This window comes from Pseudomonas pohangensis, assembly GCF_900105995.1.
Lineage (GTDB): Bacteria > Pseudomonadota > Gammaproteobacteria > Pseudomonadales > Pseudomonadaceae > Aquipseudomonas > Aquipseudomonas pohangensis.
Window position 1 is genome coordinate 1,285,207 of the sequence record NZ_LT629785.1, and the last position, 21,574, is coordinate 1,306,780.

The following is a 21,574-nucleotide window of genomic DNA, read 5'->3' on the forward strand; positions in this document are numbered from 1 at the left end:
ACGCCCTGCAGTTCGTAAACTGTGAGGCTTGCCTGACCTTTCAATCATTCCGTTTGTCGAGATACACAATATGCTTGATGCCAAACTCGTCCGTTCGCAACTCCATGAAGTCGCCGAACGCCTTGCTACCCGTGGCTTCCAGCTCGACGTGGCGCGCTTCGAGGCCCTCGAGAGCCAGCGCAAGAGCGTGCAGACGCGTACCGAGCAGCTGCAGAACGAGCGCAATACCCGCTCCAAGGCCATCGGCCAGGCCAAGGCCCGTGGCGAGGACATCGCGCCATTGCTGGCTGAAGTGGATCAGCTGGGCAGCGATCTCGAATCCGGCAAGCGCGAACTGGAAGCCCTTCAGCTCGAGCTGGATAACCTGATGCTGAACATGCCCAACCTGCCGGATGCATCGGTGCCGGTGGGTGCTGACGAGGAGGGCAATGTCGAGGTACGGCGCTGGGGCACACCGCGCAGCTTCGATTTCACCATTCAGGATCATGTGGCCCTGGGCGAAAAGTATGGCTGGCTGGATTTCGAGACTGCTGCGAAGCTTTCGGGTGCCCGCTTTGCCCTGCTGCGCGGGCCAATAGCCCGGCTGCATCGGGCGCTGGCGCAGTTCATGGTCAACCTGCACACCGCCGAGCATGGCTACGAAGAGGCCTATACCCCGTACCTGGTGCAGGCGGGCGCACTGCAGGGCACGGGCCAGTTGCCCAAGTTCGAGGAAGACCTGTTCAAGATCGCCCGCGAAGGCGAAGCCGATCTGTACCTGATCCCGACAGCCGAAGTGTCGCTGACCAATATTGTCGCCGGTGCCATTCTCGATGCCAGACAATTACCCTTGAAGTTTGTCGCGCACACTCCGTGCTTCCGCAGTGAAGCGGGCGCCTCCGGGCGTGATACGCGCGGCATGATTCGCCAGCATCAGTTCGACAAGGTCGAAATGGTGCAGATCGTCGAACCGGACAAGTCAGCCCAGGCCCTTGAGGAGCTGACCGGCAATGCCGAGAAAGTCCTGCAGTTGCTCGGTTTGCCCTACCGCGTGCTGGCGCTGTGCACCGGCGACATGGGCTTCGGTGCGGTGAAAACCTATGACCTGGAAGTCTGGGTGCCGAGCCAGGACAAGTACCGCGAAATTTCCTCCTGCTCCAACTGCGGTGATTTCCAGGCGCGACGCATGCAGGCGCGTTACCGCAACCCGGAAAGCAACAGGCCGGAGCTGGTACATACCCTCAATGGTTCAGGTCTGGCGGTTGGCCGCACGCTGGTGGCGGTGCTGGAAAACTACCAGCAGGCCGATGGCAGCATCCGGGTGCCTGACGTGCTGAAACCCTATATGGGCGGCATCGAAGTCATCGGTTGAACCAGCTAGGTGGGCTTTAGCCCACCACTGCTGGGTCAGCATCCTGCAGGGCGAAAGCCCGCCCTGCGTTCTTGCATATCCGAGGCTGCCATGGATTACTTGCCGCTGTTCCATAATCTCAAGGATCGTCCGGTGCTGGTCGTCGGCGGTGGCGAAGTGGCGCTGCGCAAGTCGCGCCTGCTCAGCGAATCCGGTGCGCAGTTGCGCGTGGTTGCGCCAGAGGTGGGTGAAGAGTTGCGGACACTGGCCGGTGCAGGTGTGCATTTGCGCAGCTATCAAACGGCAGACTTGCAGGGCGTGGTGCTGGTGATTGCGGCCACCGATGATGAAGCACTGAATGCACGTATTTCCGCAGAGGCGCAGGCCTTGTGCGTTCCGGTCAATGTGGTCGATGCCCCCAGGCTTTGCTCGGTGATTTTCCCGGCAATTGTCGACCGCTCGCCGCTGATCGTGGCGGTTACCAGTGGCGGCGATGCGCCGGTACTGGCGCGGCTGATTCGCGCCAGAATCGAAACCTGGATTCCTTCCACTTACGGGCAATTGGCCAGTCTGGCGAAGCAGTTTCGGGCCCGGGTAAAAAGCCTGCTGCCGAATGTGCAGCAGCGCCGGGTGTTCTGGGAAGAGGTGTTTCAGGGCCCGATAGCCGAGCGGGTGTTTGCCGGGCAGCCGGCCGAGGCCGAACGTCTGCTGGCCGAGAAAGTGGCCGGTGGGGCACAGGCGGTGCAGGGCGAGGTCTATCTGGTCGGTGCCGGTCCCGGCGACCCGGATCTGCTGACCTTTCGCGCCCTGCGTCTGATGCAGCAGGCCGATGTGGTGCTGTATGACCGCCTGGTGGCGCCAGCGATTATCGATATGTGCCGGCGCGATGCCGAGCGCATCTATGTTGGCAAACAACGCAGCGAGCACAGCCTGCCGCAGGAGCAGATCAACCAGCGTCTGGTTACTCTGGCCCGGGCCGGCAAGCGCGTGTTGCGTTTGAAAGGGGGCGATCCGTTCATCTTTGGCCGTGGCGGTGAAGAGATCGAGGAACTGGCCGCCCATGGCATTCCTTTTCAGGTGGTGCCGGGTATTACCGCCGCGTCGGGCTGTGCCGCTTATGCCGGCATCCCGTTGACCCATCGCGATCATGCGCAGTCCGTGCGTTTCGTTACTGGCCATCTGAAAGACGGCAGCTGTGATCTGCCCTGGAAGGATCTCACTGCTCCCGGTCAGACCCTGGTGTTTTACATGGGGTTGGTTGGTCTGCCGCTGATTTGCCAGCAGCTGATCGCCCACGGCCGCAGTGCTGACACCCCAGCGGCGCTGGTGCAGCAGGGCACTACCAAAAATCAGCGGGTTTTCACCGGAACCCTTGGCAGCCTGCCGCAGCTGGTGGCCGAGCACGAGGTGCATGCACCTACGCTGGTCATCGTCGGTGAAGTGGTGCAATTGCGCGGGAAGCTGGCGTGGTTTGAAGGGTTGGCGAACGCCTGAAATCTGCCTGCAAGCGCCTCTGGCCATGTACTTAGCGGGTCTGGACGGCGGCCCTTTGAGCCAAAGCTGAAATATCTCCCCGGTTTTTTAGCGCAAACCGATCCATCGAATATGTCAATTTATTGCTACTTTCTAGTGGGCAGGTTGGTTTTTTGACTATCGATTGAGGTTCATATGCATCCTGTTGTTGCAGAACCTCGCCGGCTGTTGGTGATTGAGCCATGCGAGGAGTGTCGTGGGTTGTTTCCCAGCCTGCAGAAGGCAGGCTGGCTGGTCGAGGCGCGGGCCTTGGGTGAGCAGGTCCATCATCCTTGTCAGGTTGGCATGCTTTGCGTGCATTCAGGAGTCGAGTCCCGTCTGGATGAACTGCGCGCCATCATTCTTGCCAGTTCGGCCGAGTGGGTAGCCGTGGTGCGTCCCGAGGACATGTCCAGCGCCAAGGTGCGTGACTTCATCAGCGAGTGGTTTTTTGATTTTCACACCAAGCCGGTCGATCTGGAGCGCTTGCTGGTTACTCTGGGGCGTGCCTGCGGCATGGCGCATCTGCGTGAGCACAGCGACAAGTATCTGGCGGATCACAGCCACGAACTGCTTGGTGAAAGCGCTTCGATCCGGGCTGTTCGGCGCTTGCTGGAAAAGCTGGGTCCGACAGACACCCCGGTGCTGGTGCGTGGTGAAAGTGGCACCGGCAAGGAGCTGGTAGCCAATACACTGCACCGCCTCTCTGCCCGCGCCAGGCAACCTCTGGTGGCGATCAACTGCGGGGCGATTCCGGAAAACCTCATCCAGTCGGAACTCTTCGGGCACGAGAAGGGGGCCTTTACCGGCGCCCATCAGCGCAAGATCGGGCGCATCGAGTCGGCCGACGGGGGCACGTTGTTTCTGGACGAGATCGGTGATCTGCCGCTGGAGATGCAGGCCAATCTATTGCGCTTTCTTCAGGAAATGACCATCGAGCGGGTCGGCGGAACCAAACCGATCAATGTCGATGTACGGGTCATTGCCGCTACCCATATCAACCTGGAAGAGGCGGTGGCCAAGGGTACTTTCCGGGAAGACTTGTATTACCGCCTGAATGTGCTGCAGGTGCAAATGCCCTCGTTGCGCGAACGCCTGCTCGATCTGCCGCAACTGGCACACCATTTTGCCAGTGTATTCAGTGAGGAGGCTGGTCGCCGGCCGCGCCGCTTCAGCCAGGCAGCGCTGCTGGCCATGACTGCACATGGCTGGCCGGGTAATGTACGCGAACTGGCCAATCGGGTCAGGCGCGGACTGGTGGTGGCGGAGGGGCGGCAGATCGAGGCCGAGGACCTGGGTCTCGAACGCACCAGCAAATTGCCGCCGGTTCTCGGCACTCTGGAAGAATACAAGCTGCAGGCCGAGCGCCAGGCCATCGGCGATGCGTTGCTGCAATACTCGCAAAACCTCAGCCAGGCAGCCCGTGCCCTGGGCGTTTCCAGACCCACCCTGTACCGCCTGTTGCACAAGCACCAGCTAAGCTGGGCAGGGCTGGATATACGGGATGCAGGCTCCTAGAAGTACAGGCTCCTAGAAGTAATAGGGGAATTTCAGGCTGAAGCTGAAGTCCGGTGCATCGGGTGTCAGGCCAATCGCCAGATTCGGCACGATGCTCAGATTCGGGGTTGGCGCAAAGGTCATGCCGATATTGTAGTAGGCAGCGTTGTAGTCACTGTTATCCACCGATTCCCAGCCCTGGCCATCTGCTTTGACTTTACTTTTCTGCGCTATGAGTTCAGAGAACGACATGGCCAGACTCATTTTCTCGTTCAGCGCGAAGGCCACACCCAGGCCGAAATTGAAGGTGTTGCCAAGATTCACCTTGCCCGGCACCTTCACCCCTTGCTGGGCACTGATATCGTTGAAACTGTCCTCGAAGTTGTAGGTGTAGCCCAGGTTGGCAAACACGATGGCCGGGTCATAGGTTTTAACCACCGAGACGCCTGGCGTAACGCCCCAGACGCCGTTGCCGGTCGGCAAATCTTCCGGTACGTAGAGATTGTCATTGGCATCGGTTTGCACCAGTTTGATCCCGTACGGATCCTTGCCGGTGGGCGCGCGGACATCGAAGCTGAATACCGCGTCGGGCTGATCGACGGTTTCGTCCATAAACTTGTAAGCCACGCCGAAAGTGACATCGCCAATACGCGGGTCTCCGTCTACCGTCTCTTCGCTGTAGGAAGTGGTTGAGCCACCGGCGCCAGCCGAGGAGTAGGTGGACTGGCGATAGTTGGTTGGCACATTCAGGCTGAATTGCCAGCGATCCCAGTTGTAGCGGCCGGTCACATCCAGGGTATAACTGTCGGACTTGATCTCATCGATATTGATGTTGCCGAGAAATATCGAATCCAGTGCCAGAAAACCGTTGAGGGCCAGCTGGCTGGAGTCGTAGTGGGTATAGGTGATACCGGTTTCCAGGCTAAACGCACCATTGCCGTAGAAACCACTGGCCTGTTGGTAGACGTCCTCGACACTGTCTGCCGGTTTCGAATCGTCCTTGAGACTGTCGCCGTAGCTGGTTGAAGTCGAGGGTGGCCCGCCAGCGGCAATGCCGGCCTGGGCAATGCTGCGTTGCGGTGCCGGGGCAGGTTGCTGGTTGCGAGCCTCCATGGCGCGCAACCTTTGCTCCAGTATCATCAGTGCATTCTGCTGTGCCTCATAACGTTTCTGCAGTGCTGCCATTTCATCACGCAGTGCTTGAGTCTCGCTTACTTCAGCTGCCTGGGCAGTCGCAATGGCGACTGCCAGAGGTAACATCAACAGACTTTTTGGCATGTGCATTAGAGGCATCTCCTTGCAAGGCACTTTTGATTTTCATCGCTCAGCATTCATGCATTTCAATAACCAGCACGGCGCATGATGGCCAGGTCCGACAGGTTGCAGTTGACCCGTTGTGCCCTGGCGGTGTTCTGCTGGAGGGCGACAGTAAGGCTGGTGAGATTGCGCACCTGATTCATCTGGCCGCTGATATTGGCCTGCTGGGCAATGCCCCCGCGGCCGATCGACTGGCTGGCCAGTCCCTGGTTCTGTCCGGCGACCAGGTCAAGTTTCAACCCGCCATTGGCAGAAGAAACCTGTACAGCGCCAGCCTCGTTGCTGAACTGCTGGTTCCCGCCCCAGCTTTTCCCTTCTGTGCTGAAGGTCTGGCCGGGGCTGCGGTCAATGTGCACGTCTACATAGTTCTCGCCGCTGTTGAAATCACCGGCGGTACGCACACTCTGGGAAATTCCCTGTACCTTGTTCAGTCCCTGGCCACCAATTACCTGGCCGCTGGCGTAATCTGGCAGATTGCTATTGCCGGATTCGTATAATGGATTAACCGTCAGGTTGGCCTGGGCCAGTCTGTTGACGGTCAAGTTGACCTGGGCGCCAATGCTGGCACCGCTGTTGTTGCGCCATTGGGTCGCCATGGTCACGCCAAAATGCACGATGCCCTCGGGCAATACATAGCGGCCACGCAAAGTGGCCATTTCGGCATCGCTGATCTCGACGGGTTTGAACAGGCTGGATCCATTAACCGGGATTGCTGGTAGCAACAGGCTGACAATCATCCATGGCTTGATTCTGAATTTCATCTCATGCTCCCGGGACATCCTGTCCGCGTGCACCAAGTGCTAGAAAAAATCACTTTGAATAAATCCGAACTCCATGAGCTCGGCATCGTTGACCAGTTTGTAACCGGGTAGCCGGTGCCTGGCGGTCAATGGCTCAGGCGGGGAGAGCAAGGGGTTGTTGCGGTCATAGTTGGGCCCGATCAGGGCGAACACGATACCGTTCCAGCCCTTGCTGAATTCTTCCTTGGTCAATTTCTGGTGTCCCAGCACGGGGTCGCCGACATACACCGCATCACCTTCGCTGCGCTGCATCACCACGAAATGCTTGTAACCGCGTACTTCGATCAGCACGATCACCGGAATACTGACACTGTCCAGCTGGCTGGTTTGAATCCGGTAGCCACGTGCCCGCATTCCCAGACTGGCTGCGTAGTTCTTCATATCCAGCATTGAAAAACCCTGGGTGCGTACCAGGTTTTCATCGGCCTGGGCAAGCATGCCCAGGATCACATCCTCTTCTGTCAGTGACCAGCCGTAGGCCTGATTGAGGATGGTGGCCATGGAAGCAGCACCACAGCTGAAGTCGGTCTTCTGTTCGACCAGATCGCTGAAGCGACGCTCGCGAATACTTTCCACCGGTTTGTACACCAGACCACCGCCGGGTAGAGCAGCGACCGGCATGCGTGCAGCTTGCGCCGGGGCGTGCCATGGCAGTGTGAGTACGCTACAGATCAGCAGCAAAAACCAGAGGCGAAACATGCTGGCAAACTCCTGTAAAAAGCGCGGAGCCCCTTTATGAGGAGCCCCGCACTATTCCGGCCTAGAGTTCGCCGCCACAGACCTGGCATCCAACCGCCATGGTCAGTGAGTTGCTCTGCTGGTTGCCACCACCGGCAGCTACGTTGACGCCGACGTTACCGCTGACGTTATTCAACGAACCGGTCACGCTGGCATTGTTGACCACTGCTTGTTTGAAGCCAGCAACCACGGGGACATTCCCGCTGACCGAGCCTTGCAGGCCAATCTTGCCGGCCTCGACAAAGCCCAGATGGCCTCTTTCCGAGCCGCTGTAGGTGCCTTCTTCGTTGAAGGCCAGAGCACCGCCGTCATTGTTAAGGTCGGAGCCGCCTTGGGTCTGGGTATCCAGGTCGAAGTGACCATCAGCCCTGCCGCCCTGGTGGCTGTTGCCAGTCCAGATATCCGGATAGACATTACCGATCTGGTCGGCAGTGCCACTGGTAGTGCCGCCTGCACGGCCGGAGTAAGAACCTCCACCAGCACCCGCATAACCGCCACCGAAGCCGCCGCTAAGCGTAACGCCCACTGAGCCGTAGTCCAGTGTGGCATTGTTGTTGGTGACATTGCCGTGGGATTGCTGCGAGGTATTGGATACGGCAAGTGCGTTGTTCGCGTCACCCGAATAGGCAATCGCCATATCGTTTTTCTGCTGATTGTAGTTGCCTGCAGTAATGTTGATACCAACGTTACCACTGGACCCGTTGGCCGAATTTTTCAGCGAGGCATTGTTTGGTACGCTGAAGTTATTCAGTGCGTTGTTACGGCCTACCTGACTAATATCGGATGTAGCAAAGATGAAGGCCGAGTCGGCAGCAGCAATTGCGGCCGCATTGGCTTGCTGGTTGTTGTCACCGGCGGCGACGTTGACGCCGACATTACCGCTGGCACCACCCAGAGAACCATCAACGGAGGCAGTGTTCTTGGTGCCTTCGTTCTTGACCAGATTGTTACCGTTGATCTGGCTGTCATTCAGCACGGCGCCAGCTTCGGTTTTGTTACGGTCGTTGTTGTCATTTCCACCGGGTCTGCCTTCAGCGTAAGCACCGGCCGACAGAACAGTGGCAAGCGCTAGTGCCAGAGGGGTGAGCAGATATTTGGTTTTCATTTTTGTATCTCCCATCACAGTTGTGTTGACGGATAAACGGAGTTATTCCGAAATCCGGATGCCGAGGCTATTCAGGCTGCGATTACCTACCCCGGCGCTCTGGTTCAACTGGACCACACCACGGCTGTTACCAAATGCGGCATCGTCTATCGAGACGACCCGCCCTCCGCTTTGAGGTTCTGTTGCACCCGAGAGGTTTGCAGGCGTGACGCTTTGTTGCGCCAGCGCACTGTCATCCAGGCCTTGCGGAGCGCCACCGGCGATGCGCAAGGCATTGATCTGTTGGTTGCCGCCACCGGCACCCTGATTGATTCCCACGATGCCCTGACTGCCGGCAAAGGAACTGCCGCCAATATGGGCAGCGGCATTCACTTGTGTCGGGTTGGCAATCTGGTTGTTGCTTTGCTGGACATTGGTCTGCGCGGCAGACTGGTTGCCGATGGCAATGGCGCGGGCATTGGCCTGCTGCTGGGCATCACCGGCAGCCTGATTGAACATCAGGTTGCCCTGGAAGTTTTGACCGCTCCGGTTGATGCTGGCATCGGCCTGCATGGCAGGTTCGGCCAACAACAGCTGGCTGCACAGGGCACTGACGAGGAAAAGGGTTAGCCGGCGCATGTCATTGTCCTGGAAGTGCTTGCGTGAGAGGTCGCAGGCCTTGCTGGACACCCCGGTTGACGGTGCCGGCAATTCCGCCGGTCGCACCGCCACCACCGCCAGCCTTGCCGCCTATGCCGGAAGTGGCACGGGTGATGCGCTGATTGCTGACACCGTTTTGCTGCAAGGAACCGGGGCGCCCGGTGAGCATGTGCATGGAAGCTGCCATGCCACTGTTTACATGGGCGAAGTCGGAGTCGCTCAACTCACCGGCCGCCACCGCATTGCTAATGTCGACATAGGCTTCCGGTGAAGTCTTGACGACCCGCGGGTTGGGATCCGGGGCCAGTGGCGTGCGGGTTGCGGTGCGCGGCTGTACCTCACGCATAAGTACAATCTGGCCGTCATTTTCGGCACTTGCCGGCCCGCCCAACAAGACCGCGAGGCTGGTGCCGAGTAACCAGATGATTATGCCGGACTGCCTGTTCATTCTTCCGCTCCTGCTGTGAAGTGTTGAACCCTTTGCGGTTCTAACAACGCAGAGAACGTGCCAGTAATTAATATTCCTATAAAATCAATAAGTTAGATTTTAGTATGGAAGTGGTTTTCAGCGACTGTAAAGCTGCTGAGACAGTCATCGAATGGTCGTAAACCTCCCGGCAGTGCGGTGGGGCTAGCAGTAACGGCTTTTGTCGGGTCGCGTGCGCTGCACAAAGTGTTTCATTGCTGATACACCCCTAAGCACCCCGAAACGGCAGATTTCCGCAGAACGGGAGTAGCGGAACAACCGCTGGCAGCTTTTGCTGCGGGCCCTGTAGCGCGTTCAGGGCTGCACGAGGCGCGCTATCTTGCCGATCAGCCACTGTAACGCCGGGTCGCTTTCACGCAAGGCGACGCTGGTGATCTCCAGCTCAAAGGGTTCCAGCGCAAACGGCAGCTCGTGCAGTTGTAATGGCAACAGGCCGGCGAAGTAGCGCGCCAGGCGGCGAGGCAATACGGCGACCAGATCGGTACTGGCAGCTATATGGGCCGCTTGCAGGTAGTTGGCCGTGGTGCAGGTAATCTGCCGTTGCAGGCCTTGCTCGTTCAGCCACTGGTCGACCATGCCCTTGCTCTGGCCGCCATGCACCCACAGATGACGCAGTGCCAGAAAACCTTGCAGGTCCGGTGCGCGTTGTACCTGCGGGTGGTCACGGCGTACCGCCAGCTGCAGGGTTTCCTGCAGCCACGGGCGGCGCATGACGCGTGGCGGCAGTTCGGCAAAGCGCCCCAGTGCCAGATCCAGTTCGCCCTTGTCGAGGGCATCCAGCGGCAGGTTCGGGCCGAGGTTGCAGGTATCGATGCGTACCTGCGGCGCTTCAATGCTGAGTTGTTGCAGCAGGCGTGGCAGGCACAGCAATTCGACATAGTCGGTCATGGCAATGCGAAACCGCTAGCGACTGGCCGGATCAAACCATCCACCCTGACTGAGACTTTGTTCGATTTGCTGCAAGGCCCGGCGAATCGGCGCTTCCAGTTCCAGAGCTTTCGGCGTGGGCTGCATACTGCGTCCGGCACGTACCAGCAGCGGATCTTCCAGCTGTTCGCGCAGCCTGCCCAGTGCGTTCACGCAGCAGGGCATCCAGCACCCGCAGCAGGTTGAGGTCGAAAGTAGAGATATTCATCTGATAAATACCGCGTATCACAAGAATAAATTTCTAAAATAGTAACGGCATGCCTATGGTGTCGAAGGGATTTTTTCCGGCAGGTGAATGCAATGGGCAGCAGCGACTGCAGCATCCGGCAGCCGGCGGTGATCGGCGCCGGTTGCCTGATGGCGCTGCCGGAAACCAGCTTCGCTTTTTGAGTGCTTCCCAGCGTTCCCAAGCTCCAGTGCGGGTATGCAGTGACAGGCGCTGCGCAGAGCATCCCCGGCTGGTTCCCACGCTGGAGCATGGGAACCATCAAGCGATCAAGCCATCAACTTACAGATGAGCAATAAAGGAATCAGTCATGCAACCTTTCAGCTTCGCCACCACTGCACAAATTCTTTGCGAATCCGGTGCCGCTGTCCGTCTTGGGGCGGTGTGCCGGGAGCGCGGTGCACAATCGGTGTTGATCGTTACCGATCCCGGGATCACCCGCCTGGGCATGCTCGATAGCATCCTGCCGGTTTTTGCCGGCGAAGGGGTGACGGTGCAGGTGTTCGATCAGGTTCTGGCTGATCCGCCGGAGTCGGTGGTGCTGGCTGCGGCTGATCAGGCGCGGGCGATGCAGGCGCAACTGGTAATCGGTTTTGGCGGCGGCAGTTCAATGGATGTCGCCAAGCTGGTGGCCCTGCTGGCGCATCCGCTGTGCCTGCAATCGCTCAAGGATATTTACGGCGTGGGCAATGCCAAGGGTCAGCGCCTGCCGCTGATCCAGGTGCCGACCACCGCAGGCACCGGCTCGGAAGTCACCCCGGTGGCGATCGTCACCACCGGTGAAACCACCAAGATGGGCGTGGTGTCACCTTTGCTGCTGCCGGATCTGGCGCTGCTGGATGCCGATCTGACCCTCGGTCTGCCGCCGGCGATAACCGCTGCCACCGGTATCGATGCCATGGTGCATGCCATCGAGTCCTATACCAGCAGGATCAAGAAGAACCCGCTGTCCGATCTGCTGGCCCGTGAAGCCCTGCGCCTGCTGGCAGCGAATCTGGCGGCGGTTATGCAGGATGGCAAGAATCGTGAGGCGCGTCAGGCCATGCTGCTGGGTGCCTGCCTGGCCGGGCAGGCGTTTGCCAATGCGCCGGTGGGTGCGGTGCATGCGCTGGCCTATCCGCTGGGCGGGCATTTTCATATTCCCCATGGCCTGAGCAACGCGCTGGTATTGCCGGCGGTGTTGCGCTTCAACGCAGCGGTCGCCGCGCCGCTGTACGCCGAGCTGGCGCCGTTGCTGCTGGGCGCGCGCTTGCAGCCGGGCTCCGTGGAAAACCTGTGCCAGCAGTTCATCGATGAACTGAGCCAGCTCAATCAGCGCTGCGGCTTGCCCAGCCGCCTGCGCGATGCCGGCGTGCCGGAAAGCATGCTGGCGCAACTGGCCAGCGATGCCATGCTGCAACAACGACTGCTGGTGAATAACCCGCGTGAAGTCAGTGAGGCTCAAGCGCTGGCGATTTATCAGCAAGCCTATTGAGGCACTCTCTTGCAAACGGGAGAGTTTTTAGGGGGAGCGTCGCCCCCGGCGCGAGCTTTTGATCTGCTTGAAAACTTTTCCGCGGCGAGTCGCCGCTCCCGCAAAAAATGGCGTTGGATCGGGTACCCTCCGGGAGGGTGAATGACAAGGACTGAAGCATGAACCAGCCGCAGCAACTGCGTAGCGACTACCGCCACTTCCAGCCGATTACCACGCGCTGGCATGACAATGACGTCTATGGTCATGTGAACAACGTCATCTACTACAGCTTCTTCGACAGCGCGGTGAACACCTACCTGATCGAGGCGGGCGGGCTGGATATCCATGGCGGGCCGGTGGTCGGTTTCGTGGTCAGTTCAAGTTGCGATTATTTTGCTTCCATCGCCTTTCCCGATTGCATCGAAGTCGGCTTGCGGGTCGGCAAGCTGGGCAACAGCTCGGTGCAATACGAGCTGGGTATTTTCAAACAGGGTGAAGCGCAGGCCTGCGCGGCCGGGCGCTTTGTCCATGTGTTCGTCGACCGTGAAAGCAACCGGCCGACCAGTATTCCCGAATCATTGCGCGTCGCATTGGCGCGACTACTTCCATCCACTGCGGAGATTTAACCATGCAAGAAGCCGTGATCGTTTCCACTGCCCGCACACCGATTGCCAAGGCCTTTCGTGGTGCCTTCAATGACCTGAAATCACCCAGCATGGCGGCTGTGGCCATTCGTGCTGCGGTCGAGCGCGCCGGCGTCGAGCCGGGCGAAATCGATGATCTGGTGATGGGCACCGCCATGCAGGGTGGCACTGCATCGACCAATCTGGCTCGGCTGTCGGCGCTGGCTGCCGGTTTGCCACTCACCGTCAGTGGACAGACCATCGACCGCCAGTGCGCCTCCGGTCTGATGGCTATCTCGATTGCGGCCAAACAGATCATGGTCGATGGCATGCAAGTGGCAGTCGGCGCCGGTCAGGAACAGATCAGTCTGGTGCAGAACCAGCACGGCGCCTGGGCCTATAGCGAGCGTGACGAGAATGTCATCGCCATGGCCGAGCATGCCTACATGCCGATGCTGCAGACCGCCGAGCTGGTGGCCAAGCGCTACGGCATCAGTCGCGAAGCCCAGGATGCCTATTCGCTGCTGTCACAACAGCGCACCGCCGCCGCGCAGGCTGCCGGGTTGTTTGCCAACGAGATAGTGCCGGTTACTGCGCGCAAGAAGCTGGTCGACAAGGAAACCAAGGCCGTCAGCTATGAAGAGGTTACCCTCAGCCATGATGAGGGCAATCGCCCGCAGACGGTGCTCGAGGATCTGAGCAAACTCAAGCCGGTGATTGAGGGCGGGGTGATTACTGCCGGTAACGCCAGTCAGTTGTCCGACGGCGCCAGCGCCAGCGTACTGATGAGTGCCAGCCTGGCGGCGCAGCGCAATCTCAAGCCGCTGGGGCTGTATCGCGGCATCGCCGTGGCAGGTCTGGCCCCCGAGGAGATGGGCATCGGCCCGGTCTTCGCAGTCCCCAAGCTGCTCAAGCAACACGGGCTGACGGTCGATGATATCGGTCTGTGGGAGCTCAACGAAGCCTTTGCCGTACAGGTGCTGTATTGCGCCGAAAAGCTTGGCATCGATCCGGCCAGACTGAACGTCAACGGCGGTGCCATCTCCATCGGTCACCCCTACGGCATGAGCGGTGCGCGCATGGTCGGGCATGCCTTGCTTGAAGGTAAAAGGCGTGGCGTGAAGTACGTGGTAATCACCATGTGCGTCGGTGGCGGCATGGGTGCTGCCGGTTTGTTCGAAGTTCTCTGAGTACTTTCAGTGCAAGCCCAGGGCTGCCCTGGGCTTGGGTCTATCCGGCATTGCTGCCAGAAAAAGTTAATCGATTTTTCTAATGCGACTTCCAGAGGCATTGGGGAAGTGCTGCAAAAGGCTGAAGAAAAATACATCGTGTTTCACATAATTTTCAGTTGAACCAAGCGATTGCTTGGTTGTAGTCTTGTGACCTTGCACGCTCGTACCATTCACTGGTTTGAAGGGTTGAGTCGGGAGTTGTTGCAAGCTGTTGCAAACTGTTGCAAGTTATCCCGAGCGTCTGCGCTCACGGATGAAGTCAAGCGTGACGCGTGCCCCGGCTCGATCCGTGGCGCAATAAATAAGAACAATGAGTCCTCGGAGTAATGTCGATGCAAATCAAACCGCGAAAGTCTGTGTTGCGCCTCGCCCCGGCAGCCGCCGGTTTTACCCTGGCCGGCATGTTGCCTCTGCTGATGGCAGCACAGGCACAGGCCCTCGAATTCAGTTTTGCCGGCGATGAAGTCAGCGGTTCGCTGAACAGCACTGCCTCTTATGGCCAGTTGTGGCGCGTGAAGAAGCAGGCCAGTGAAAACAATGACGACATCAACGGCAACGACGGCAACCGCAATTTCGACACTGGTCTGGTTTCCCAGGTGTTCAAGCTCACCTCCGAGCTGACCATGCAATACCAGAATTACGGTGGTTTCATGCGTGGCACCGCGCTGTACGACACCGAGTTGATGAATCACAACAGTGACTACTACAGCAACAACGATCCATCGCAACCGAGCCAATCTTACCCGCACGACAGTCACTTCGGCAGCGAAGCCCAGAGCATTTCCGGCCAGGATGCCAAGCTTCTTGATGCCTACCTTTGGGGCGACTGGGATGTTGCCGGTATGCCGCTCAACGTCAAGGCCGGCAAGCAGGTATTCAACTGGGGTGAAGCACTGTTTGTGCGCGACGGTATCAACACCTCCAACCCGGTGGATGCCTCGGCGTTCCGCCTGCCGGGTGCTGAAGTCAAGGAAGTACTGATTCCGACCCAGGCCCTGGGTTTCAACCTCGGCGTCACCGATGACCTTTCGTTTGAAGGGTATTACCAGTGGGAATGGACCGAAACCGTTCAGGATCCGGTAGGCACCTACTACTCGACTGATGACCTTTTCTCGCCCGGTGGGAATTACGCTTATAACAACGCAACTTCTTTAGCCGCAGCTATGCCTGTTTATCAAGCATTTAAGGACGGTGCCTTTGGTGGGCCTGGAGGCATTGTTACGCAACTCACCGGTCTGCAAGGCAACAACTTTATTTATCCCGGAAATAACTACGCCCAGAATAATTCGATTATGCGCGTGGCAACCATTGGTCAGGATATCGATGCGCGTGATGGCGGGCAGTGGGGAACAAATGTCAAGTACATAGCGGAAGAGTTGAACTCAACCGAGTTCGGCCTGTATTTCATCAATTACCATACAAAAGAGCCGATTATTAATGCCAACCTTGATGGGTACCAAGGGGTTGATTTGACGACTCTTGCAGGTGCAGTCGGCGTTCCTGGGGCAATCGGTCTTTCTACTATCGATCTGGCCGGCAATATCAACGCCCAGCGGCAATACATCGAAGATGTACGCATGTATGGCTTCAGCTTCAGTACTACTGTCGGCGACAATTCTTTCTTTGGTGAGTTGGCTTACCGGCCAAATATGCCGATTGGTGTTTCTACATCGGATGACGCACTTAATGACACCCTGTCGCAGACGGTAATCATCGATGGAGGTAGCAAAGCTGAGGTGGGCGGCAAGCAGCTTGGACTTGGCGACACTCTGGAGAATTACAAACGCGTTGAAATGTACAACTACTCGGTTGGTAGTATTCAGAACTGGGGTCCGTCGCTGGGCTTCAATTCGCTTTTCAGCGTGGTAGAACTTGCTGGTGTTTCCTACCGCGGCGATAGCTTGCAGTACGAAGGTTGTGTCATGACGCCTACCGGGCCTACAACAGGCGTTTGTACCTATGAAAATCGCTACTTTTCTGGCGCCTCCAATTCTGAATATCTGAACGTAGACAACAGCCGTGACGACCAGATCAACCGCAACGCCTACAGCTATACGCTGGTCGCGCAAGGTACCTGGAACGATGTGTTTGCCGGGGTAAACCTGTCGCCGAGCGTAGCCTGGAGTCACGATTTCGAAGGCAACTCGCATCAGGCCGGCAGCTATGTCGAGGGCAATAAGGCCTATACCATCGGTCTGGATGCCGATTACCAGAACACCCTGCAGGCCGGTATTGCCTACACCGACTTTATCGATAGCGGCATTGACGATCGCGACAACATCGGCGTCAACGTCAAGTACTCCTTCTAATAACCTGATGCGAATCGGTCGGGCCGCAAGGCCCGGCTGTAAACCAATCAATACGGAGCATAACCATGCTGATCAAGCATTCGCTGATTGCCACGGCCATAGCACTGACGCTGGCCGGTAATGCCTACGCTGCGGTTTCCGCCCAGGAAGCTGACACACTGGGCACCACACTCACGCCGCTGGGCGCTGAAAAAGCCGGTAACGCGGCGGGCACCATCCCCGAGTGGACCGGTGGTATCACTGGCGCACCTGCCGGTGTCACCTACAAGCCGGGCGACCACCATCCCGATCCGTTCCCTGAAGACAAGGTCGAGTTCACCATCGACAAGTCCAATATGGATCAATACAAGGCCAACATGACTCCGGGTGAAATGGCGCTGATGAATGCCTACCCGAGCACCTTCAAGATGCCGGTGTACCAGACCCGGCGTTCGGGGGCAGCCCCGCAGTGGGTGTATGACAACACCAAGAAAAATGCCACCACGGCCAAGCTGGTTGATGGCGGCAATGGTTTCAAGGATGCCGTCGGCGGCATTCCGTTCCCGATTCCGAAGAGCGGTGTAGAGGCGATCTGGAACCATATTGCCCGTTACCGTGGTACCTATGTACTGCGTACCGGTGCCGAAGTGGCGGTGCAGCGCAATGGTAGTTACGTGCCGGTCAGCGGTAACACCCAGGTGCTGTTCAAGTACTACGTGCCGGGTGCGACTTACGAAAGCATCAACAACCGCATGTTCTTCTATCTGAACCAGATCAAGAGCCCGGCGCGTCTGGCCGGTGGTGCCACCCTGGTACATGAAACCCTCGATCAGGTTGCCGAACCGCGTCAAGCCTGGCAGTACAGTTCCGGTCAGCGTCGCGTACGCCGTGCGCCAAACCTGGCATACGATTCGCCGATCGACGAGTCGGATGCTCTGCGTACGGCGGATGACACCGACATGTACAACGGTTCGCCAAACCGTTACGACTGGAAGCTGATCGGCAAGAAGGAAGTCTATATCCCGTACAACAACTATCGCCTGACCGCGAAAGGTGTGAAGTACGACGATATTCTCAAGCCGGGCCATCTCGATCCTGCATTGACCCGCTGGGAATTGCACCGTGTGTGGGTAGTGGAAGCCAACCTGAAGGCTGATGCCCGGCACATCTACTCCAAGCGCGTGTTCTTCCTCGACGAGGACAGCTGGCAAGCAGCAGAAGTGGATCAGTACGATGGCCGTGGTGACCTGTGGCGCGTTTCGCTGGCCTACCTGAAGAACTACTACGATCTGCCGACTACCTGGAGTGCGCTGGACGTTTATCACGACCTGCAGTCCGGCCGTTACCACGTGCAGAACCTGGATAGTGAAGAAGAGACCACCCTGCAGTTCAACCTGCCGGTTCCTGCTGACGGTGAGTTCACTCCGGCTGCGCTGCGTCGCGGCGGCAGGTGATCGGACCGAGGTGAAGAAAAGCCGCTACCTGCTAGCGGCTTTTTTTTAGCTGATGTCAGTGCCATGTGTTTCCGGCTAATGGATATGCTTTTGTGGGAGCGGGCATGCCCGCGATAGAGTGCCAGGCAATGTATCGCGGGCATGCCCGCTCCCACAGGGTTCGGATAACCTGTGACAGATAACTCGGATATTTGCGCTACGTTTCTTGAGTCAGTTGTCGGGAGTTTTCACAACATGGCTTTGAACACATTCACAAACGCTCTTGCCAAAGGCGTAACCGCCAAAGCGGGTACGCTGCGATTTAAACGCTGCATCTGCCGCAAGAATCTTCAGGGGGAAACATGATCGAACTTTTCAGTAGCAGGTCTGTAGCGAGCAGCATTGCAAGCCTCGCACGACCAGCGAAGCGCTTTTCACTATCCGCCTTGATGGCCGCACTGATGCTTGCTGGCTCCGGCTTGCCGGTGCTGGCAGCGCAGGATTCTGTTGCGACCAGTGCCATCGAAGTGCCGGTGGACAAGATCACCAGCACCTTGCTACTCGATGTGGCGAATGCCGGCCAGCGTCTGGTGGCTGTCGGCCAGCGTGGTCACATCATCTATTCCGATGATCAGGGCAAGAGCTGGACACAGGCCAAGGTGCCGACGCGCCAGTTGCTCACCGCTGTGTACTTTGTCGATGCACAGCACGGCTGGGCGGTTGGCCACGATGCGCAGATTCTGGTCAGCACCGATGGCGGCGAGACCTGGGCACTGCAGTTTGAAGACCCCGAGCGCGAGTCGCCGCTGATAGATGTCTGGTTTGAAAACCTGGAACATGGCTTTGCCGTCGGCGCATACGGCACCCTGCTGGAGACCAGTGATGGCGGCCAGAGCTGGGAGGATGTTGCCGATTTGCTGGACAACGAAGACGGCGCGCATCTGAATTCGATCATCCAGGTCAAGGATGCCGGGCTGCTGATTGCCGGCGAAATGGGCATGATATTTCGCTCGGCAGATAACGGGCTGACCTGGGAAACGCTTGAGTCACCCTATGAAGGGTCGCTGTTTGGTGCCTTGCCGCTGATGCAGTCGCGCAGCCTGCTGGTGTTCGGCTTGCGCGGCAGTGTGTTCCGCTCCACTGATTTTGGCGACAGCTGGCAGCAGATCACCTTGCCGGGCGATGGCAGCGAGCCGTTCAAGTTCGGTCTGGCCGGGGCATCGACTCTGCCCGATGGCAGCGTGGTGTTGGTAGGTAATGGCGGCAGCGTGGCAGTCAGTCACGATGACGGGCTCACTTTCAGTGTCAGCAACCTGGCCGACCGCAAGCCGTTGAGCAGTGTGGTAGCCGGGGCGGATGGACAGCTGGTTACTGTCGGACAGGGCGGGGTACAGATGATCAATCAGCCGGGTAGTGCGGCGGCGTCAGGGCAAATGGAGAGTGCGCAATGACACAGATTTGCGAAGGTGAAAAAACCACCTATCTGGAACGTCTGGTTTTCAACAACCGCTTGAAGGTCATCCTGATCTGTACCCTGGTCACCCTTTTCCTGGCCTTTCAGGCCACAAAGATGCGGCCGCAGACCAGTTTCGAGAAGATGATTCCACTGCATCATCCCTTCATCGTCAACATGATGGACAACCGTGAGGATCTGGGTGGCGGCAACAGCATCCGCATCTCCCTGGAGGCCAAGAACGGTGACATCTTCAACAAGGAATACATGGAAACCCTGCGTCAGATGCAGGATGAACTGTTTTACATGCCGGGGGTCGAGCGTTCCGGTTTGCGTTCCTTGTGGAGCGCCGGGGTACGCTGGACTGAGGTCACCGAAGAGGGCTTTACCGGCGGCGAGGTAATTCCGCAATCCTACAACGGCGACGAACAGAGTCTGGAAGTACTGCGCAACAACCTGCTCAAATCCGGGCAGATTGGCCGTATGGTGGGCAACAACTTCAAGTCGAGCATCATCGAGGTGCCGCTGCTGGAGGTGTATCCGGACCCCGAAGACAAAGGCAAGCTGCTGAATCTGGATTATCAGGAGTTTTCCCATCTGCTGGAAAAACAGCTGCGTGACAAATACCAGGCGCAGAATCCCAACGTCGAGATTCACATTGTCGGCTTTGCCAAGAAGGTCGGTGATCTGATTGATGGTCTGACCATGGTGGTGACCTTCTTCTTCGCCGCCTTCCTGATCACGCTGGTGCTGTTGTACTGGTTCACCCGCTGCATGCGCAGCACCATCTCGGTGTTGTCGACCACGCTGATCGCGGTGGTCTGGCAGATCGGTCTGATGCATCTGGTCGGCTTCGGGCTGGATCCCTATTCGATGCTGGTGCCGTTCCTGATCTTTGCCATCGGTATCTCCCATGGTGTGCAGAAGATCAACGGTATCGCCCTGAACTCCAGTGAAGCGGATACCCCGCTGATTGCCGCCCGGCGGACTTTCCGCCAGCTGTTCCTGCCGGGGATGATCGCCATCCTCGCCGATGCGGTGGGCTTCATCACGCTGATGGTGATCGATATCGGGGTGATTCGCGAGCTGGCCCTGAGTGCGTCCATGGGTGTGCTGGTGATCGTGTTCACCAACCTGATCCTGCTGCCGGTGGCGATTTCCTATCTGGGTATCAGCAAGAAGGCCATCGATATCAGCAAGCGTGATGCCGTGCGCGAGCACCCGTTCTGGCGTCTGCTGTCGAACTTTGCCAATCCGAAAGTGGCGGCATTTTCCGTGGTCATCGCGCTGGTGGTGGGTACTTCCGCCTTCTGGTACCAGAAGCACAACCTGCAGATCGGTGATCTCGACCAGGGTGCACCGGAATTGCGTCCGGACTCGCGTTACAACAAGGATAACGACTTCATCATCAGCAACTATTCGACCAGCTCCGACGTGCTGGTGGTAATGGTCAAGAGCAAGGAGGAGATGTGCATGCAGCACCCGAATCTGGTGCTGCTGGATGAGTTGATGTGGAAGCTGGATAACACCGAAGGGGTGCAATCCACGCTGTCGCTGATTACCGTGTCCAAACAGATGATCATGGCCATGAATGAGGCCAGCCTGAAGTGGCAGTCGCTGTCGCGCAATCAGGATGTACTCAATGGTTCGGTGGGGCGCTCTTCCGGCCTGTATAACCCGACCTGCTCGATGGTACCGCTGGTAGTGTTCCTCAATGACCACAAGGCGCATACCCTGGATCGGGTGGTCAATACGGTGGAGACCTTTGCCAAGGACAACAACAGCGATGACCTGCAGTTCCTGCTGGCTGCCGGTAACGGCGGTATCGAGGCGGCTACCAATGAGGTGATCAAGACCAACGAGTTGCTGATTCTGATCATGGTCTACATCTGTGTTGGCGTGATGTGCATGATCACCTTCCGTTCGTTCCCGGCGACCATCTGTATTGTCATTCCGCTGGTACTGACCTCGGTGCTGGGTAATGCGCTGATGGCCTTCCTCGGCATAGGCGTGAAGGTGGCGACGCTGCCGGTGATTGCCCTGGGGGTAGGTATCGGTGTGGATTACGGCATCTATATCTACAGTCGTCTGGATACCTATCTGCGTGCCGGCTTGCCGTTGCAGGAAGCCTATTACCAGACGCTCAAGTCGACCGGCAAGGCGGTATTGTTCACTGGCCTGTGCCTGGCGATCGGTGTGGCGACCTGGATGTTCTCGGCGATCAAGTTCCAGGCGGATATGGGGCTGATGCTGACCTTCATGTTCCTGCTGAACATGTTCGGTGCGCTGTGGCTGCTGCCGGCCCTGGCCAACTACCTGATCAAGCCGGAGAAACTGGCAGGCAAGAAGGGCGGTTCGCTGCTCGCTCACTAAGGTTGCACTGCTGACAAAAACCGCGGCCCTGTGCCGCGGTTTTTGTTTGTGCTGCCGGCTGACCGAATGGGTCAACCGTGCTGAGCGCTTGCGTCATTGAGCCACAGGTACACGATTGCCTACTCTGAGGCTGGTCATTCC

16 protein-coding genes and 1 pseudogene are annotated in these 21,574 nt (G+C 58.2%); 10 read left to right on the forward strand and 7 right to left on the reverse strand.

Annotation, left to right across the window (positions count from 1 at the left end; all coding sequences use genetic code 11):
• Positions 1-70 precede the first annotated feature (70 nt).
• From serS to BLT89_RS06070, 3 genes are all read left to right on the forward strand, one after another.
• Positions 71-1,351: a serine--tRNA ligase gene (serS, locus tag BLT89_RS06060; protein WP_090193583.1), complete on the forward strand. Its 1,281-nt coding sequence runs from the start codon at positions 71-73 to the stop codon at positions 1,349-1,351.
• A 90-nt stretch (positions 1,352-1,441) separates the two neighbouring features.
• Positions 1,442-2,824 carry a siroheme synthase CysG gene (gene cysG, locus BLT89_RS06065; RefSeq protein WP_090193584.1) on the forward strand — a complete coding sequence of 461 codons (1,383 nt, stop codon included), beginning with the start codon at positions 1,442-1,444 and terminating at the stop codon, positions 2,822-2,824.
• 174 nt (positions 2,825-2,998) lie between these two features.
• Complete coding sequence (locus tag BLT89_RS06070) at positions 2,999-4,360, forward strand: sigma-54 dependent transcriptional regulator (protein ID WP_090193585.1); 1,362 nt, start codon at positions 2,999-3,001, stop codon at positions 4,358-4,360.
• Between the two features lie 12 nt (positions 4,361-4,372).
• Here BLT89_RS06070 and BLT89_RS06075 read toward each other — a convergent pair whose 3' ends face one another.
• From BLT89_RS06075 to BLT89_RS06105, 7 genes and pseudogenes are all read right to left on the reverse strand, one after another.
• Positions 4,373-5,623: a transporter gene (locus BLT89_RS06075; protein WP_408003060.1), complete on the reverse strand. Its 1,251-nt coding sequence runs from the start codon at positions 5,621-5,623 to the stop codon at positions 4,373-4,375.
• Between the two features lie 56 nt (positions 5,624-5,679).
• Positions 5,680-6,417, reverse strand: coding sequence for a hypothetical protein (locus BLT89_RS06080; RefSeq protein WP_090193586.1), 738 nt, complete (start codon positions 6,415-6,417; stop codon positions 5,680-5,682).
• 39 nt (positions 6,418-6,456) lie between these two features.
• On the reverse strand, positions 6,457-7,155 hold the full coding sequence (locus BLT89_RS06085) for a C39 family peptidase (RefSeq protein WP_090193587.1): 699 nt from the start codon (positions 7,153-7,155) through the stop codon (positions 6,457-6,459).
• A gap of 61 nt (positions 7,156-7,216) precedes the next feature.
• Positions 7,217-8,299 carry a hypothetical protein gene (locus tag BLT89_RS06090; protein WP_090193588.1) on the reverse strand — a complete coding sequence of 361 codons (1,083 nt, stop codon included), beginning with the start codon at positions 8,297-8,299 and terminating at the stop codon, positions 7,217-7,219.
• 42 nt (positions 8,300-8,341) lie between these two features.
• Positions 8,342-8,917: a hypothetical protein gene (locus BLT89_RS06095; protein WP_090193589.1), complete on the reverse strand. Its 576-nt coding sequence runs from the start codon at positions 8,915-8,917 to the stop codon at positions 8,342-8,344.
• Position 8,918: 1 nt separating this feature from the next.
• Complete coding sequence (locus BLT89_RS06100) at positions 8,919-9,386, reverse strand: hypothetical protein (RefSeq protein ID WP_090193590.1); 468 nt, start codon at positions 9,384-9,386, stop codon at positions 8,919-8,921.
• A gap of 333 nt (positions 9,387-9,719) precedes the next feature.
• Positions 9,720-10,560: pseudogene (locus tag BLT89_RS06105) on the reverse strand (LysR substrate-binding domain-containing protein).
• A 328-nt stretch (positions 10,561-10,888) separates the two neighbouring features.
• Between BLT89_RS06105 and BLT89_RS06110 the strand changes: the two are divergent.
• The 7 genes from BLT89_RS06110 to BLT89_RS06140 all read left to right on the forward strand — a co-directional run bounded on the left by BLT89_RS06110 (position 10,889) and on the right by BLT89_RS06140 (position 21,433).
• Positions 10,889-12,052, forward strand: coding sequence for an iron-containing alcohol dehydrogenase (locus tag BLT89_RS06110; protein WP_090193591.1), 1,164 nt, complete (start codon positions 10,889-10,891; stop codon positions 12,050-12,052).
• Positions 12,053-12,210: 158 nt separating this feature from the next.
• A complete protein-coding gene (locus BLT89_RS06115) occupies positions 12,211-12,657 on the forward strand; it encodes an acyl-CoA thioesterase (protein ID WP_090193592.1) in 447 nt (148 codons plus the stop codon).
• A 2-nt stretch (positions 12,658-12,659) separates the two neighbouring features.
• Positions 12,660-13,844, forward strand: coding sequence for an acetyl-CoA C-acyltransferase (locus BLT89_RS06120; RefSeq protein WP_090193593.1), 1,185 nt, complete (start codon positions 12,660-12,662; stop codon positions 13,842-13,844).
• 374 nt (positions 13,845-14,218) lie between these two features.
• The gene (locus BLT89_RS06125) at positions 14,219-16,195 is read left to right on the forward strand and encodes a DUF1302 domain-containing protein (RefSeq protein ID WP_090198756.1); all 1,977 of its coding nucleotides are present in this window, start codon (positions 14,219-14,221) and stop codon (positions 16,193-16,195) included.
• Positions 16,196-16,260: 65 nt separating this feature from the next.
• Positions 16,261-17,628: a DUF1329 domain-containing protein gene (locus BLT89_RS06130; protein WP_090193594.1), complete on the forward strand. Its 1,368-nt coding sequence runs from the start codon at positions 16,261-16,263 to the stop codon at positions 17,626-17,628.
• A gap of 440 nt (positions 17,629-18,068) precedes the next feature.
• Positions 18,069-19,058: a WD40/YVTN/BNR-like repeat-containing protein gene (locus BLT89_RS06135; RefSeq protein ID WP_231975068.1), complete on the forward strand. Its 990-nt coding sequence runs from the start codon at positions 18,069-18,071 to the stop codon at positions 19,056-19,058.
• Positions 19,055-21,433, forward strand: coding sequence for an efflux RND transporter permease subunit (locus BLT89_RS06140; RefSeq protein WP_090193596.1), 2,379 nt, complete (start codon positions 19,055-19,057; stop codon positions 21,431-21,433). The genes BLT89_RS06135 and BLT89_RS06140 overlap by 4 nt, the downstream gene beginning before the upstream one ends.
• The last annotated feature ends 141 nt before the right edge of the window (positions 21,434-21,574 follow it).